Genomic DNA, 16,667 nt, shown 5'->3' on the forward strand with positions numbered 1-16,667 from the left:
CCAATTTATTTTCTAATAAGATGTAAAAATGTATGTGCATAGTGATTTTTGTCGTCCACTGTTCCTTCTAAAGATGATTCGACCTGCCACTCTTTAAATGTATAAGGTGGAAAAAATGTATCTGCTTGGAATGTATCATGAATGACTGTGATATACATGTCATCGACCTTATCTATTAATGATTCAAATAGTGTTTGGCCACCAAAAATAAAAACTTTACCTTCCAATTTTGAGATATCATCTAAATGATGAATCACTTCAACACCTTCTGCTCGAAATTTAGGATTACGTGTCAACACAACATTTTTTCTATTGGGTAAAGGTCTTCCAATCGATTCGTATGTCTCACGTCCCATCACGAGTGTATGACCAGTTGTTATCTCTTTAACATGCTTCAGGTCGTTAGGTAAGTGCCAAGGTAACTGATTGTTAAAACCAATTCCGCGATTTTCATCGTGGGCAACGAGTATGGATAATGTCAAATGAATCACTCCTCAAAATTACACCGCAATCGGTGCTTTGATAGGTGGATGAGATGAATAGTTCACAACTTCTAAATCTTCATATTCAATATCGAAAATAGACTTATCTGTATGAATAATGAGTTCAGGTGGCGCAAAGCTTGTACGTTCAAGCTGTGTATTTACAGCGTCGATATGATTGCTGTATATGTGTGCATCACCAAATGTATGAACGAATTCCCCTACTTCTAAACCACATTCTCTCGCAATTAAATGCGTGAGTAGACTATAGCTTGCGATGTTGAATGGTACACCGAGAAAAATATCAGCGCTACGTTGGTATAATTGACAACTCAACTTGTTATCTTCTACATAAAATTGAAAGAGCGTATGACATGGTGGGAGCGCCATCGATTCAATCTCTGCAGGATTCCAAGCACTGATGATGTGACGTCTAGAGTTTGGTGATTGCTTGATTTGTTCGATTACTGTTTTTAATTGATCAATATGTTGACCGTCTGCGCCAACCCAATCCCGCCATTGTTTACCGTATACATTGCCTAAATCTCCGTGTTTTTGCATGAATACGTCATCAGTTAAAATGGCATTTTTAAATTTTTTCATCTCTTCATCATATTGAACTTTAAAATCTGGATCTACTAGGCTACGATGACCGAAATCAGTCATATCGGGACCAGTGTAATCCGGGCTCTGTATGTATTTTTCAAAAGGCCATTCGTTCCATATGTTGTTGTTATATTGTAAAAGATATCTTAGGTTCGTATCGCCACGAATAAACCATATGAGTTCTGTTGCGATAAGTTTAAATGATACTTTTTTTGTCGTTAATAATGGAAACCCTTTTGATAGGTCAAAGCGTAGTTGATGACCGAACTTTGAGATGGTACCTGTTGCTGTACGATCATCACGATGATTGCCTATTTCTAAAATTTCAGTGCATAGCTCATGGTATGCTTGATCAAATGGATTCATGACGTTCACCTCTTTCCTTTAATATCTATAATAGACGATTTTATAGAAATTTAAAAATAAAAAACAAATAGCAGTTAGATAGAAAGTGTATGAAATGGCTGATTGCTTCTGATAATATCTGCTTCTATGTATAAAAAGAGGGAGTGGGACAGAAATCTTTTTTGCTATAAAAGATTTCGTCGTCCCACCCCGGCAAGGATGACTAGAAGTTTTGCATTAGCTGATTGATATGTGACTACGTTTACTTAATAAACTTGGCACACATCTAATCATCTTTGCAGCGGCACTACGACAAAATCATTATAAATGTTTATGATTTTTGTAGTGCTCCCAAAGTTTGTAAAAACGCATTTTCACTTCAGACACCTACTGCCATTTTACGTTATTATACATACAAAAGGGCTGAGTACTATGTCCCAGCCCCATTTCAACATGATTAACAATGTGAATCAAAAGCTTCTTTAATATCCATCGCAAGGTCATTGATATCTCTGCCTTCGATATGTTCACGTGGAGTAAAATGGACTAGATTTTTTCCTTTAAAGAGTGCAAATGATGGACTTGATGGAACTTGTTGAATGTAGTCCCGCATTGTCTCAGTTGCTTCTTTGTCTTGACCAGCAAACACAGTTACCTTGTAGTCTGGTTTTTTCTCATTCTGTTCCGCAACAGCAACCGCTGCGGGACGTGCAAGTCCAGCTGCACAGCCACAAGTTGAGTTAATAACGACAAATGTCGTTTCATCGTCTTGTCTTTCGTTCATATGGTTTGTAACAGATTCAGAAGTTTCTAAACTTGTAAAACCATTCTGTGTTAATTCGCCACGCATTTGTGCTGCGAGTTCTTTCATATATGCATCATAAGCATTCATGATTCATTCGCTCCTTTTTAACGTCTATTTTTGATTTCTTAAATATTATAACATCATTTATCGTTTTCGATTTGCAATTTGTTTCCAGACTGACCCAAGTGCAGCTTCCCCTTGTTCAATGCGTGTGATAGCCATCTCAATTTGCATACGCACTTCATAGGCCGAATCATCTTGATGCGCCTTCAAAGCAGGAAGTTGCGCTTCCCCACCTTCATCAAAGAGAAACATCGCTGCACGCCAGCGGACAATTTTATGTGGATCATCTAGTGCATGCTCCATTTCAGTCAATGCTTCAGCAAACCCTAAATCACTCAAGGCATCTCCGGCTGCACGTCGAACTGCGGGACTTTTATCCCGCAACCCTTTATAGAGATACGGCAATGTCTCTTTTGTTTCAATCATACTCAACAGCACAATAGCTTCACGACGCAGTTGCACTTTTTCTTCGGTTAAAGCATGCGCCAATAATGGGTAGTCTGCATCAGTTGGTTTTGGAAATGCAGTAAGCATGCGTAAACGTGCTTTCCAATCATCTGCCTGTTTATAAGTTTCTAATGTCACATGATGATATTCTTTTGTCGGCATAGCCTCCATCTTTTGCTCCGCACGGGAAACTAATTGTTGTAATACTTCATTCGGATAGAGCGCATTCATTTCTTCTTCTACTTCATCCATGATTTGTTCTAATTCACCATAACGGATACCTAAATTGTGCCATTTTCTTAAAAATACAACATTATCACCTGGAAGCTGTGCTGCAGTCATTGCTTCGATAAAGCTGTTGTTTAATTGACGGCGTTGTTCTTCAGTATCAGTCGTTAATTTTATCTGATAAGGAATGTCCTTAAACTTTAAGACTTCTGCTTTCACTTCTCCAAAGTGTTCTTGAGTGGCATTTTTTTCTTGTTGAATTCCTTGATTACCATTCAATGTGGCAGTAATGCGTGGTAACACTTCTTCCCAGTCTGCTTTTGGCATTTTGTCCACAGCTAAAAAGTCCAATACATAAAATATAGATTTAACACCATCAATAGATAAGACCTGATTGATAAATGCAGGTTGTGATTCGTGCACTTCAGTGAATGTATTAGATTGGTTATCATGTCTTTTTTCTGAAATGACAATCTTCATTGTATTTGGACTCGGTGTTGGTTCAATTTTAATAATTTCCATTGTATATGACGCTCCTTATGTTACAGAGAATTATTGCAAATGTTTTCCTAAGGCTTGGATACGTTGACCAACAGAACATTGTTGAATGCAAAAATGATGTGCAGATGTCTTGCTCTCTTCTTTTCTTAGATGTGATTTGATTAGACATTGTGTACAATAGTCAGCCATTAATGTATCAATCATGTCAATCGCTCTTCTTTTTTCTTCTGTTAACATATCTGTCACCTCGCAAAAATGTGTGTTAAGCAAAGGTTATCGTAACATGAATCAACCAGTCATTGAACTGTTTGACTCAGGATCATTAAGAAAAAATTTTGTCATAAATTGTACGTAACTAGAAATATTTTATTCTATATTGTTCATATTAAATCATTATTTTTATAATGGCATTTCTTTATTTTTATATTGAATTTTACACTTGACTGTTCTATGATAGATAGGTTGTTATTAAGCGGTTTCTAAACACCCGCATGGTCAAAATTTAGGAGGAAATTAATATGTATAATGAGTTAGTAGGTCTTGGTGCCTTTATGTTGACCTTTGTATTGATGGTGTCGATGTTTCGTCTTTTTGGGAAACAAGGACTATATGCATGGGTTGCAATCGGTACAATCATTGCGAATATTCAAGTGATCAAGACAGTGGATATTTTCACAATATCAGCCACTTTAGGTAACGTTATGTTTGCGTCCATTTATTTGGCTACGGATATTTTAAATGATATTTACGGGAGAAAAGTAGCAAAAAAAGCTGTATGGCTTGGTTTTACATCGACACTTGTCATGATTGTAGTGATGCAAGTATCATTAGCATTTGCGCCAAGTGAAGCGGATATTTCTCAAGATGCCTTACAAACTATTTTTGGTGTTATTCCACGTATTGCATTGGGGTCTATTGTAGCTTATATTATCGGACAACACATCGATGTGTTTATCTTCAATGCGATAAAAAAAGTTTTCAAATCTGACCGTACATTTATTATTCGTGCATATGGTAGTACGACATTGAGTTCAATCATCGATACAGCGTTATTTGTTATGATTGCTTTCTATGGCGGACCACTTCCAAATGATGTTATTTTTGAAATCTTTATTACGACGTATCTATTAAAACTTGTATCAACATTATTCAATGTGCCATTTGGATATTGGGCGAAATCAATGTATCGACATGGTAAAATAAATGATGACGATATTTAATGAATGATAGTTAAGGGTGACTTAGCATGTATTAGAAAACGGGACGAGATATCGCTCTGAAAACTAATTTATTGCGTGTCCCCTTTTTTTCTTTAGGTAAGGAGTGTCAATGAATGGCAAAAATCTATTTTGATGCAGCGACAAAAGGGAATCCAGGCGTAAGTGCATGTGGTATTGTCATTGTAGAAGAAGATGACCGACATTCTTTTTCGCAAGTACTTGGTGAAATGGACAATCACAGTGCAGAATGGGAAGCATTATTATATGCCTTAAAACAAGCATCACAGTTACAAGTTTCGAATGCTTTAATTTATACAGACTCTCAACTCATTGAAGATGTCGTGAATCGTAACTTTGTAAAAAATAAAAAGTTTAAACCATATCTTGATCAATTCAATCAGCGCGCACAGACATTTGATTTATGTTTTGTAAAGTGGATACCACGTGCACAAAATAAAGAAGCAAATCAACTGGCACAACAAACACTTTATCGAGCGACAAAGCAGTAAAAATAGAGATAGCAACAGGTTATTTTAACCGTTGCTATCTCTATTTTTATAATGATTCAATGTATTTTCTTGCAACACGTAGTTCATGTTCTTCGCAAACATTTATAATGCGTGCATAGTCGGGTGTGTAGGTCATTCGTTGCCAAAGATCATGTGTTTCAATTGGTGCATCACAGATGATTTCAGCTAATTGCTTCGAAGCCATTAAGTTGTCTATATCGGCATGTATCTTTTTCTGCTGACCAGCTGTGAGTGATTCGATATTGGCGATGACGTTTTCAACGGTACCGTATTGTTGGATAAGCTTGATTGCTGTTTTTTCACCAATTCCTTTTACCCCGGGATAACCATCCGCGCTGTCACCCATGAATGCTTTGACATCAATCAATTGTTTTGGTGCAAGACCGTAATGTTCATGGAAGGCATGTGCATCAAATTTTGCATATTCTGTGAATCCTTTTTTTACGAGCCAAATATGGATATTATCAGCTGAACATTGTAGTAAATCTCGATCACCTGTAATGACGAAAACATTGTTATTTTCTGTATTTGCCGTTTGCGTCGCTAAAGTACCAATCACATCATCAGCTTCGTAGTTGGGTAAGCCAATATTAAAGAATCCCAGTTCTTCAGAAATATATTGTACGTGTGAAAATTGCGGTATTAACGCTTCAGGTGGTTCTGGTCGATTTTGTTTATAACCAGCAAACAGTTCATTACGAAATGTCGACTTCCCCATATCCCAGCATATCGCAACGTGTGTAGGTTCAATGTCGTGAATGGCACGCATCACATGTCTCACAAATCCTTGTGTGCCATTTGTCGGGAGCCCATTAGATGTAATCATATAATTCTTATGGACGCTTGTAGCATAAAAATGTCGGAATAACAGTGCCATGCCATCAATCAATAATGTACGTTTATTCATATTATTTATCCTTTAATTCAATATTTTTTTAAGTTGTAGTAATGCTTTTTGTAATGCTTCATGCTGTGATGCATCCATTTCAAATGCTAACAATTTTTGAATTTCTTGTTGTGCATCATTTTCAAGATTTTTAAGTTTTTCTTGAACTTGTGTTGTTAATACATCTGCATAGGTATTTAGAGCTGTGTGTAATTCGTTTAGATGTATTTGGAGTTGTTTAACAGTTAAATTTTTAATCTCTGATTGCACTTTTTGTTGTTGTTTAGGTTGCAAGATGCTTTTTTTCGTTAATTGTTTTGGTAATGCTGAAACAAATGATGATAAATCTAATTGTAAGTATGGTTTTTCAATGCTTTCTACTGTGATGTGTGTATCTGGTTGTACAATCACATGATGCTGTGCCATTTCTGTAACGATAGGTGCCAATTGATGTGCAAACTGTGTTTCGAAATGTTTTTTCATGCGATTAACAAGTAATGTTTGCTCTAAATACAATTTTTGATGGATTTGATCAAGATATGTTTTAGAAGCATGGCGTTTTGCTGTTTTAAAATCATCAGTATCTGTCATTTGTGTATTAAATACAGTTTTGACATGGTCTAATAACTGAATATTTAATCGTTCATTTAAATAGTATATTTGATCTTCTAGTTCACTGCGATATTGTGTTTGTAATCCTTGAATCATTTGTTTTGGAAATACGGGTGTTGTTTCAAAACGTTTCAAGTATGCATGATTTTGTTTTATTTGCAATGCATTATTTTCTACGTCTTGAAGCATCGCGTCTAGAGAACTAGTGATTGCTTCTAGTTGATGGAAAATTTGTTTTTCAAGTACTTGTTTTGATTCAACATTAACAAATGTTTGGATAGCAGCTTGCAGTTTTTCAATACCTACATCACCATGACTCAAAGCTTCTCGACTTGAAACATCAAAAATATCACAGTGCATACCAACTTGAGCAAGTGCATCTTGTGTATAATGATGAACTGCTGCCAAATCTTCTGGTGTTTCAGCAAGGTCTGTCGCATTGATGACCATTTTAAAAGCTTGATTTTCAATGAGTTGATTCATCTCTTTCATATGCTCGATGAATGCTTTGTCATTGTCAGTAAACGCATGGTTGAAATAGCTAACATATAAAATCAAGTCAGCAGTTGCTAGAATTTTTTCAGTTTCATTCGTATGACGTTGATTGTTTGAGTAAAGACCTAATGAATCGACGATAATTTTGTCTTTTAGCCAGTCATGTTCGAGTTGTAAGTGAACAGTTCTAACAAACGTTGCGTATTCATCTTCAGCACTCCATTTTCTCAGCTCTTCTTGTGGGATGGCTAATTCATAACCATCTGCAATAAGCGACTCATAAAATGAATAATTTTTTTCAATTGCTTCTATAAAAGCTAATTTATTTTTATCAATGCGCCCTTTAAGATCACTTAAATCTTGTGATAAGAATGCTTGAATCGAATCGAAATGATAATCAACAGCTTCTACAACATCATTTAGTTCATCGAGTAACATCTCTTTTGTTTTAAAAGTAACGGTATTTTGACTGCCATAAGAAATTTCAGTTGTAGCGGCTGTCGTTGGATTTGGAGAACTTACCAAATATTGATCACCGAGTAGTGCGTTAATCAAACTACTCTTACCTGCGCTGAATGTACCGAACACACCGATTTTAATGACTTGATGATCAAGACGATCTAATGTCTGACGCATGTTATGTACTTGTGTGTCATATAGTGTGAGTTCAGACAATGTAGTCAATGCATTATCAATCTGATTGCGTTGTGACTGTTGACGATCAGTTGTTGTAGTTGATTGTTTAGACACTGCATCTTTTGCGCCATCTGAAGGTTGTGCAGGTGTGTAAGTCATATGTGTCCGATCAATCAATTTGTCGAGAGAGTCATCCAAATGTATGTAGTAATGTTGATAGTTTTTAGTATCAAGTGATGTCTTCAACGCTTGGAGTGTACGATAACGTTCGTATACATCTGTCTCGTCATCTGTGGCATCATCATGAAGTTCAACTTGTACATTCGAAATAATCTCATCATCGAGTGGCTTCGATTCTTTAAGAACATATTGACCGATTTGTTTCATAAGTGCTTCAGAGAACGTCAAAACATATTGATTACTGATTTGTACTTGTGTTTGATATAAATCAGTGACCAAGGATGTTGGAATCTTAAGTGTTTGATTAAGAATACGGTCATTGAGCGCGCTATTATCAATGAAACGTGTCAAAAAGACCATGTCGGATTGCATTGGTTTGACAATCTCTTGTGTGACTTGTGTTTGTAACTCAGACATTAGTGTCTTGAGACGTTCTTCTCTTGCTTGTTCTATTTTTTTGCGTTTGTTAAACAATCCACCTACTGAGAAGTTTTTCGTCATACTCTCCAAATAATATCGAATATGTTCACGCATTTCATGAGACATGATATAGGCGTTATCAATGATATTTTTGCGCTGTTGTTCAAGATGATGACGCAATGTATCAGGATTGTTTATGAGTTGTGCTTCATTATGAACGGATTGTTCTTGTAAATGTTGTTCGTAAGTAGCGTTAAATGCCTCAGCTTCTATATTTAATGCGTCTAAGCAGTCATTCATTTGTTCAGATAAATATTGAGACTGGTGATTTTGAATAAATGTCACCATGCGTTCGACATAGTCAGCTAGTGGTTCACGTTGGTTGTCTTGTTGATGCATATATGCTTTGAATGCTGCAAATTGATTTTCAGGGTGATCAAATTTTGTAATATAGAAAATTTCTTCAAGTTTGATATCCCACTCCGTCAATGATTTTGAAACACGTGCCTTAAATTCATCAAATGACAACTCTGTATCATGATGTTTGTCAATTTGGTTGATGACAAAGGTCACAGGTATCCCTGCTTGATTCAACTGTTTCATAAATTGGAAATTCAACGCTGATTGTACATGGTTATAGTCAACAGTGTAGAATACCATATTGCTCGTGTATAAAAAGCGTTCAGTGCTATGACTGTGCGATTGGACATTTGAGTCGACACCTGGTGTATCTTGGAATGTAAATCCATATTGATAGTCATCAGATAGGAAACGGATATCGATAGATTCCACATTGTAGTTTTCTTTATTCATTTGTTTAACATCATCATAAGAAGATAGTTCGGTATATCGTTCACCTTCAATATTTGCAGTGATTCCCGGTGTGTCTGAAACGGTCACTAGGGCTGTATTACTTGTTGTTGGGACAGGAGAGCTTGGTAAAATATCTTGTCCAATCAAGTTGTTGATAATCGTTGATTTCCCAGCTGAAAAATGACCAACGAAAGTCATTGTATAATGATTCAGATAAACTTTTTTAATCACTTGGTTAATCGTATGTACAAAAGTCGTATTATCTGATTTTTCGACTTCTTTTTTTAGCTTATAGAGTATGTCTAATTGTTCCATATTGTTCATTATGATAATTCCCCTTGTTTGTCAGTGTTTGCGAGTTGAAAACGGACATGTATAGCGATTGAAGTTATCCCGTCCTTACTTGTTATTGTATAGTATTTGCGTAAAAGAGAAAATAAAAGAAGTATATTTAATGGTGAATCTATGTACTAAAAAAAGAAGCGCACCTTCTTACAAGATGATGCACTTCAAAATAATAAGTTATTCATGATATTGAATGGGTTTTGGTTTACGTCTCATTTTAAAAATTTGAGATAAAACATATATGAAAATCCCAAACCATATAAAACAAAATGTTATGAATTGATCAGTATTAAATGGTTCTTTAAATATGAAGACCCCATTTAGAAAAATTAATGTTGGACCGATATATTGAATGAATCCAATGAGTGACAAAGGAATGCGTATTGCAGCTGCAGAGAATGCAAGAAGCGGTACTGCAGTCACCGCACCTGAAAATAAAAGCCAAAACGTCGAACTATTCATTCCGATACTGAGTCCGTGAGACTGACCAATGATTGTGAGATATATGATTGCCATCGGAGCTGTTGCAATAGATTCAATCGTAATGCTACTAACAGCACTCATCGGTACAAGTTTTTTCAATAAACCATAGATACCGAATGTAAATGCAAGGACGAGTGAAATGAATGGAAATTCTCCAACTTTGAATGTCATATAGAGAACGCCTATTGATGCGAACAGAATAGCGCACCATTCAAGTCTATTAAATCGTTCCTTGAAAAAGAGCATGGCTAAAAGGATACTGACTAATGGATTGATGTAATACCCTAAACTAGTTTGGAGAACATACCCTTCATTGATTGCATAGATGAAAGTTCCCCAGTTGAGTGTAACAACATACCCTGCCACGATAATAATCAACAGCTTTCTAGGTGTTTTGATAAACTGGTGAAAATCAGCTTTGAGTTGCGTTGTTTGTTTCGTGATAGGTACGAGAATTATCATGAATATGAGTGATAATACGATACGATACATCAATATCTCAGTTGCACTTACACCTTCTATGAGTGCCCAATATAAAGGGAGAATTCCCCACATAATATACGCACTCAATGCGAATAAAATTCCATGTTTAAATGACGCTTCATCGTTCATGAAATCCCCCCTTTTTCAATCATACGCAAGCAGCACCTATTTATTTGCCCAATATTGATAATATGTTGTTTCGATATAACCATTGAATAGTTTACGTCTCTTCGTTGCTTTACGATTAACAAGATATTCAAATTCCTTGCTACTTGTCATAATATACATTGACAATTGTGGATTTTGTTGAAGTAATGTTCCTAAATAACGATACATTTCTTCAACTTCATCTCTTTCCCCAATACGCTCTCCATATGGTGGATTACCAATTAAGCCAATAGGTCCTTTATGATCAATAGTTAAAGTATTGACATCTTTAACTGCAAATTGAATGATATCACCAACACCTACTTCATCTGCATTTCGACGTGCAATGTCAATCATTTCTGGATCGATATCAGATGCATAGATTTGAATGTCTTTATCGTAATCAGCTTGTGCGTCTGCTTCTGCACGAAGTTGATCGAATAAGCCAGCTGGAATGATTGGCCATTTTTCTGATACGAATGAACGGTTGAATCCCGGAGCAATGTTTTGTGCGATAAGACAAGCTTCAATAGCAATCGTTCCGGAACCACAGAAAGGATCGATAAGTGGCGTGTCTCCAGTCCAATTTGCTAGCTTCACTAAACTTGCAGCTAATGTTTCTTTGATTGGCGCTTCCCCTTGCGCTAAACGATAGCCACGCTTGTTTAAACCAGAACCAGATGTGTCAATTGTTAATAATACATTATCTTTTAAAATATTAACTTCAACCGGAAATTTTGCCCCAGATTCGTCTAACCAGCCTGAAACAGCGTGTTCAGACTTTAATTTTTCAACAATTGCTTTTTTAGTAATTGCTTGAACATCTGGAACACTGTGTAAGACAGATTTTAGACTGCGACCTTGAACTGGGAACTGTCCATCAGCTGGGATTATTTCATGCCATGGTAATGCTTTAGTTTTTTCGAATAATTCATCAAAAGTCGTTGCTTTAAATTGTCCTACGATGAGTTTTACACGGTCTGCAGTACGCAACCATAAATTGGCTTTTACAATCGCTTCTGCATCGCCATTGAAATAGATACGTCCATTTTCAACTCGTGTGTCATAGCCTAACTCTTGCACTTCTTTTGCTACAATGGCCTCTAAGCCCATTGGACATACTGCTAATAATTGAAACATATTCGGCCTCCTATATTGACTGGATAAATTGATTTATTGTTTATATCAGTTGCTTCACTTTTACATGTATAGCTTAACATACGGAAGGCTGGGACACATAGAATGCCCCAGCCTTTTATACTAGTTGTAATATTTCTATAAGCCATGTTCTGTACCATAGTACTCGTTACGTGCACTAGCTGCACTCGTACGCCGGTGGTAATCATCTGTCTAAAATATCATTATGATATCTTCTCGTTTATACGTTGAATTCCGTTAAACAAGTGCTCCTACCAAATTTGGATTGCTCACTCGAGGGGTTTACCGCGTTCCACCTCTAATATTTCTATTAGAGCTACGTCACTGTGGCACTTTCAAACTACTATCACCATATCTTACGACTTAGGCGAATTCGTTGCCGTCAATTTACATTGCCTTGACTTATGGTTTCATCAAGCACGAACACTACAATCATCTCAGATTGTGTGAGCATGGACTTTCCTCTATAAAAAAATTATAGCGATTACCCAAAATATTACTTCAAAATTATATCATTTCCGAGATTAAAAGCAATGCTTATTTGCCAAAGACAGCCTTTTCTAAGTTAGAAATACGTTTCAAAATATCGGCATTGCTGTTCTGCATGCTTTGACTTGAAAATGATTTGCTTTCTTGAGAACGTCCGGATGCGACACGAAGTCGTAAATCTTCAATCTCTTTTTTGAGTTTTTGATTCTCTTCTGATAGTTTAATGACTTCATTATTTAACTCTGCCATCTTTTGATAATCAACAATAATATCATCTAAAAACGCATCCACTTCTTCAGGACGGTAGCCACGAACAACGGTTTTTTCAAAATCTTTTTCATAAATATCTTTTGCTGATAATTTTAACGAAACATCTGACATATTCGTCACCTCATCTGATTCATATTTCATTTGACCACTGTAAATCATCGATAAAACTTGTGATTTCGTCAAATGTCACAACATCACAAGTATAGTTTGTTTGTGCCATAAAATCAACCAGCTTACTTTTGAAATACTTAGGGCTGGCTTCTCGTTCATCATCATAAATTAACATTGTCATTTCTGTGTGATCTAGCATAAATTGATACGCAGCTTGAAATTGATGTGGGCCTGCGTACCCACTGTGAAATACTGTATTTACATAATCAGCTTTAGATGCGATTGCTTGATACATGGATTGTTGTTGCTCACGCCATTTTTCGGTATGGTTTTGAAAGGGTGGAATAATGCCCAGTTTGAGTTCAGGGTAGCTTTCTTTAAGTTCAATCACACAGTCTGCAGTCCACAACTCAATACCCAATTGACCTTGAATCAGTACCCATTCTAGTCCTTCTTCAAGATAGCCGACTAACTTATGTTTGATAAAAGCTTTTAAATAAGACACTTCTTTTGCATCTTCTTTAAAGATATTTAATTCATAAGGTTTATATCCAGTCACATAAATAGATTTATACATGTTGATTCCCTACCTGACGCTCTATCGTTAGCAAATCATGTTTTACTGTTTTTACTTGATTATAAAATTGTTGCTTACTCGTACGTTTATCATGACAAGCAACTGAGAGCGTTTGCATTAATGATTCGATTCGATTTCGTTGTATTAAAAATTGATTGGTTGTTTCGTGCATTGTATGGATATGCGTATCTACTATTGAAGTGAATGGGACGACATCTGTTTGGAAGTCAAAAGTCTGTCCCTCGCGTGCAAGTATATATTTGGATTCAATGACAGACATATCGTTGAGGAGTTGCTGCCAAATTGTTTTTGCCATATAAATCACCTACCTATTACACTATATCGTATCATAAAATGTGACAAAACTTGATAACACCATGCTTTGGGGTAACAGAGAAGGGTCATCTATGTTACAATAATGTCAGTTTATGAAACGCAATGATTGAAAAGTGTTCATAAACCACCTATCCAATATGTTTGTAGGGCATAAAAGATGGAATGTAGGTGAGACTATGAATTATCCCAATGGTAAGCCTTTTAGACAAAATAAGACTCAAGTCGGAAGTCAAAACACACCACAATCGCGTACGATAAAATATGGTGGACGTGGCATGTCTTTGGAAAAAGATATCGAACACTCTAACAAGCATTATTTGAATACACGTGTGGCGGTTATTCATAAAAAGCCAACACCCGTTCAAATCGTACATGTTGACTATCCGAAACGAAGTCAAGCAGTCATCAAAGAGGCTTACTTTAGAACGCCTTCAACGACGGATTACAATGGTGTGTATCAAGGTCGTCATATCGATTTTGAAGCGAAAGAGACAAAGAATAAAACATCATTTCCATTACAAAATATTCACGACCATCAGATTGAACATATGCGTGAAGTTGATCGACATGGTGGCATTGCATTTTTGCTCATTCGTTTTAAAGGACGAGATGAAACCTATTTGTTATCATTTAAAGCACTCATTGTATTTTGGCAACGTTATTTAGATAATGTCAAAAAGTCAATTTCTGTTGAAGAAGTGCAAAAAAATGGTTACTATATTCCCTATCAGTATCAACCGAGATTGGATTATCTTAAAGCAGTTGATAAGTTGATATTAGATGAAAGTGAGGACCGCGTATGACGGAAAAGAAAGCGGCTTCTAATGGTTCTAAAAAGAAGTCCGGTCAAAAAAAGAATAAAAATATTAAGCGTACATTGATAAAAGTGATCAGTTTCCTTGTTTTAGCTTTTGTTATTTTGGCTTTAGTAGGTGTCCTTCTCTTTGCATATTATGCGTGGAAAGCACCTGCCTTTAATGAAGCGAAATTACAAGACCCAAGTCCAGCTAAAATATATGATCAGAATGATAATCTTGTTAAAACGCTTGATAATGGTGCGAGACGCGAACATGTTGATCTAAAAGATGTTCCAGATCAAATGAAGGACGCTGTACTTGCTACTGAAGACAATCGTTTCTACGATCACGGTGCATTAGACTATAAACGTCTATTTGGTGCAGTGATCAAAAATGTTACCGGTGGATTCGGTTCACAAGGTGCATCTACGTTAACACAACAAGTTGTTAAACGTACATTTTTAACAGATCAAAAGTCAATTGAACGTAAGGCACAAGAAGCATATCTTTCATATCGCCTTGAGCAAGAGTACTCTAAGGATGAAATCTTCCAAATGTACTTGAACAAGATTTATTACTCAGATGGTGTATACGGTGTGAAAGCAGCAGCTAAATACTACTTTGATAAAGATTTGAAAGATCTGAATTTAGCTGAGTCAGCATATCTTGCTGGTCTTCCTCAAGTACCAAACACTTATAATATTTATGATTATCCTGAGGAAGCAGAGAAGCGTAAGGATACAGTGCTTTATTTAATGAATTATCACAATCGTATTAGTGATAAAGAAATGAAAGAAGCACAAGATACTTCGATTACGGAGAATTTGGTTGATCGATCTGCAGAAGACCGTGAAATCAAGCCGGATGACAGTTCACAACAATATGATTCATATATCAACTTTGTGAAACAAGAATTGATGAGTAACGATGAATTCAAAGGCCGTAACCTATCTGATATTTTAAACAGTGGTATCAAGATTTACACGTACATGGATAAAGATGTTCAGACAGCGCTCCAAAGCCGTGTTGACAATGGTGGTTACTACAAAAATGATGAGCAACAAGTTGGTGCATCAATTGTTGACAGTGAATCAGGTTCATTAACGGCAATATCTGGTGGACGTAACTACAAAGATGTCGTTCAACGTAACCAAGCAACGGATGTTCATCCGACAGGTTCATCATTGAAACCATTCCTAGCGTATGCACCGGCAATTGACAACTTGCAATGGGCAACGAATCATTCATTACAAGATGAATCTGTTTATTATATAGACGGTGGTGCCTTCCGCAACTATGACCAAAGAAGTCATGGTGTTGTAACAATCTATGATGCATTACGACAAAGTTTTAACATCCCAGCATTGAAAACTTGGCAAACTGTGAAGGAACAAGCGGGTAACAGTGCTCCAACAGATTTTGCTGCAAAAGTTGGTTTAGAATATGAGAATCCGAATATCGGTCCATCAGAAGTATTGGGTGGTTCATCTTCAGAATTCTCCCCTGTACAATTAGCTTCAGCATATGCATCATTTGCGAATGGCGGTACTTATAACAAAGCGCATTCAATTAAAAAAGTTGTAGAACCGAATGGCAATACGATTGAGTTCGAACATACGAGTCATCAAGCAATGAATGATTACACTGCTTATATGATTACGCAGATTTTAGAAGGTACATTTGATACGTATGGTTCAGCTTATGGTAATGGGATTTCTGGTGTAAATGTAGCAGCTAAGACAGGTACAGGTACGTATGGAGATGAAACTTATGCACAATACAGTCTTCCTAGCTCAGCAGCTAAAGACGTATGGATTTCTGGATACTCACCACGCTATACAATGTCTGTATGGATGGGCTTCGGAAAAGTTAAAGAATATGGTGAAAACTCATTCGTAGGAAGCTCAGAACAAAAATTACCACAGTATTTATTTAGAGATGTGATGGGTGATATCAATCCACAAGATGGTAAAGACTTTAACCGCCCTGCTTCAGTTGGTGGTAGTGGTCGTAGCCTATATGTTGCACAAGCACCAGATGGTAATACGACAAGTAACTTCACTGAATCTAGTGGTGGTACTAATAGCAACTCTAATAACAAACAAAGTAATCAAAACTCAAATAACGCCAACAATCAGCAACAAGGTAATAATAACGGTGGATTTTTGAGAAATTTCCTTAACAACTAATAGACAAAAAGGA

General features: G+C 36.3%; 16 protein-coding genes and 1 other RNA gene. 4 read left to right on the forward strand and 13 right to left on the reverse strand.

Translation table 11 applies throughout. The features are described 5' to 3' along the window. Window positions 1-5 precede the first annotated feature (5 nt). The 5 genes from MUA51_RS05115 to MUA51_RS05135 form a co-directional block, all read right to left on the reverse strand. A complete protein-coding gene (locus tag MUA51_RS05115) occupies window positions 6-482 on the reverse strand; it encodes a dihydrofolate reductase (RefSeq protein ID WP_262560799.1) in 477 nt (158 codons plus the stop codon). Window positions 483-500: 18 nt separating this feature from the next. Next, entirely contained in the window at window positions 501-1,454 is a 954-nt protein-coding gene (locus MUA51_RS05120; protein WP_262560800.1) for a thymidylate synthase, read from the reverse strand. Between the two features lie 436 nt (window positions 1,455-1,890). After that, a complete protein-coding gene (brxA, locus tag MUA51_RS05125; RefSeq protein WP_262560801.1) occupies window positions 1,891-2,325 on the reverse strand; it encodes a bacilliredoxin BrxA in 435 nt (144 codons plus the stop codon). A gap of 57 nt (window positions 2,326-2,382) precedes the next feature. After that, the gene (locus MUA51_RS05130) at window positions 2,383-3,498 is read right to left on the reverse strand and encodes a conserved virulence factor C family protein (RefSeq protein WP_262560802.1); all 1,116 of its coding nucleotides are present in this window, start codon (window positions 3,496-3,498) and stop codon (window positions 2,383-2,385) included. 30 nt (window positions 3,499-3,528) lie between these two features. Then, window positions 3,529-3,714 (reverse strand): zinc-finger domain-containing protein, encoded by a 186-nt coding sequence (locus tag MUA51_RS05135; RefSeq protein ID WP_481906519.1) that lies wholly within the window; start codon window positions 3,712-3,714, stop codon window positions 3,529-3,531. Window positions 3,715-3,995: 281 nt separating this feature from the next. Between MUA51_RS05135 and MUA51_RS05140 the strand changes: the two genes are divergently transcribed. After that, on the forward strand, window positions 3,996-4,697 hold the full coding sequence (locus MUA51_RS05140) for a queuosine precursor transporter (protein ID WP_262560803.1): 702 nt from the start codon (window positions 3,996-3,998) through the stop codon (window positions 4,695-4,697). A 113-nt stretch (window positions 4,698-4,810) separates the two neighbouring features. Beyond that, window positions 4,811-5,206: a ribonuclease HI family protein gene (locus MUA51_RS05145; protein WP_262560804.1), complete on the forward strand. Its 396-nt coding sequence runs from the start codon at window positions 4,811-4,813 to the stop codon at window positions 5,204-5,206. Between the two features lie 46 nt (window positions 5,207-5,252). Here MUA51_RS05145 and MUA51_RS05150 read toward each other — a convergent pair whose 3' ends face one another. The 8 genes from MUA51_RS05150 to MUA51_RS05185 all read right to left on the reverse strand — a co-directional run bounded on the left by MUA51_RS05150 (window position 5,253) and on the right by MUA51_RS05185 (window position 13,648). Beyond that, window positions 5,253-6,134: a 5'-3' exonuclease gene (locus tag MUA51_RS05150; protein ID WP_262560805.1), complete on the reverse strand. Its 882-nt coding sequence runs from the start codon at window positions 6,132-6,134 to the stop codon at window positions 5,253-5,255. 12 nt (window positions 6,135-6,146) lie between these two features. After that, window positions 6,147-9,593, reverse strand: a complete 3,447-nt coding sequence (locus tag MUA51_RS05155) for a dynamin family protein (RefSeq protein WP_262560806.1) — start codon at window positions 9,591-9,593, stop codon at window positions 6,147-6,149. Between the two features lie 198 nt (window positions 9,594-9,791). Then, window positions 9,792-10,709 (reverse strand): EamA family transporter RarD, encoded by a 918-nt coding sequence (gene rarD, locus MUA51_RS05160; RefSeq protein ID WP_262560807.1) that lies wholly within the window; start codon window positions 10,707-10,709, stop codon window positions 9,792-9,794. 36 nt (window positions 10,710-10,745) lie between these two features. Further along, complete coding sequence (locus tag MUA51_RS05165) at window positions 10,746-11,867, reverse strand: THUMP domain-containing class I SAM-dependent RNA methyltransferase (RefSeq protein ID WP_262560809.1); 1,122 nt, start codon at window positions 11,865-11,867, stop codon at window positions 10,746-10,748. A gap of 133 nt (window positions 11,868-12,000) precedes the next feature. After that, window positions 12,001-12,381: RNase P RNA component class B (gene rnpB, locus MUA51_RS05170), an RNA gene on the reverse strand. A 41-nt stretch (window positions 12,382-12,422) separates the two neighbouring features. Next, a complete protein-coding gene (gene gpsB / locus MUA51_RS05175) occupies window positions 12,423-12,755 on the reverse strand; it encodes a cell division regulator GpsB (protein ID WP_262560810.1) in 333 nt (110 codons plus the stop codon). 19 nt (window positions 12,756-12,774) lie between these two features. Continuing rightward, window positions 12,775-13,332, reverse strand: a complete 558-nt coding sequence (locus tag MUA51_RS05180; RefSeq protein ID WP_262560811.1) for an SLOG family protein — start codon at window positions 13,330-13,332, stop codon at window positions 12,775-12,777. After that, window positions 13,325-13,648, reverse strand: coding sequence for a YppE family protein (locus MUA51_RS05185; protein ID WP_262560812.1), 324 nt, complete (start codon window positions 13,646-13,648; stop codon window positions 13,325-13,327). The genes MUA51_RS05180 and MUA51_RS05185 overlap by 8 nt, the downstream gene beginning before the upstream one ends. A 196-nt stretch (window positions 13,649-13,844) precedes the next feature. Here MUA51_RS05185 and recU point away from each other — a divergent pair, with 196 nt between their 5' ends. After that, a complete protein-coding gene (gene recU / locus MUA51_RS05190; protein ID WP_262560813.1) occupies window positions 13,845-14,471 on the forward strand; it encodes a Holliday junction resolvase RecU in 627 nt (208 codons plus the stop codon). Beyond that, a complete protein-coding gene (locus MUA51_RS05195; RefSeq protein ID WP_262560815.1) occupies window positions 14,468-16,654 on the forward strand; it encodes a transglycosylase domain-containing protein in 2,187 nt (728 codons plus the stop codon). Before recU ends, MUA51_RS05195 begins: the two co-directional genes overlap by 4 nt. Window positions 16,655-16,667: the final 13 nt, after the last annotated feature.

It is taken from the genome of Staphylococcus sp. IVB6214 (assembly GCF_025558585.1).
GTDB lineage: Bacteria > Bacillota > Bacilli > Staphylococcales > Staphylococcaceae > Staphylococcus.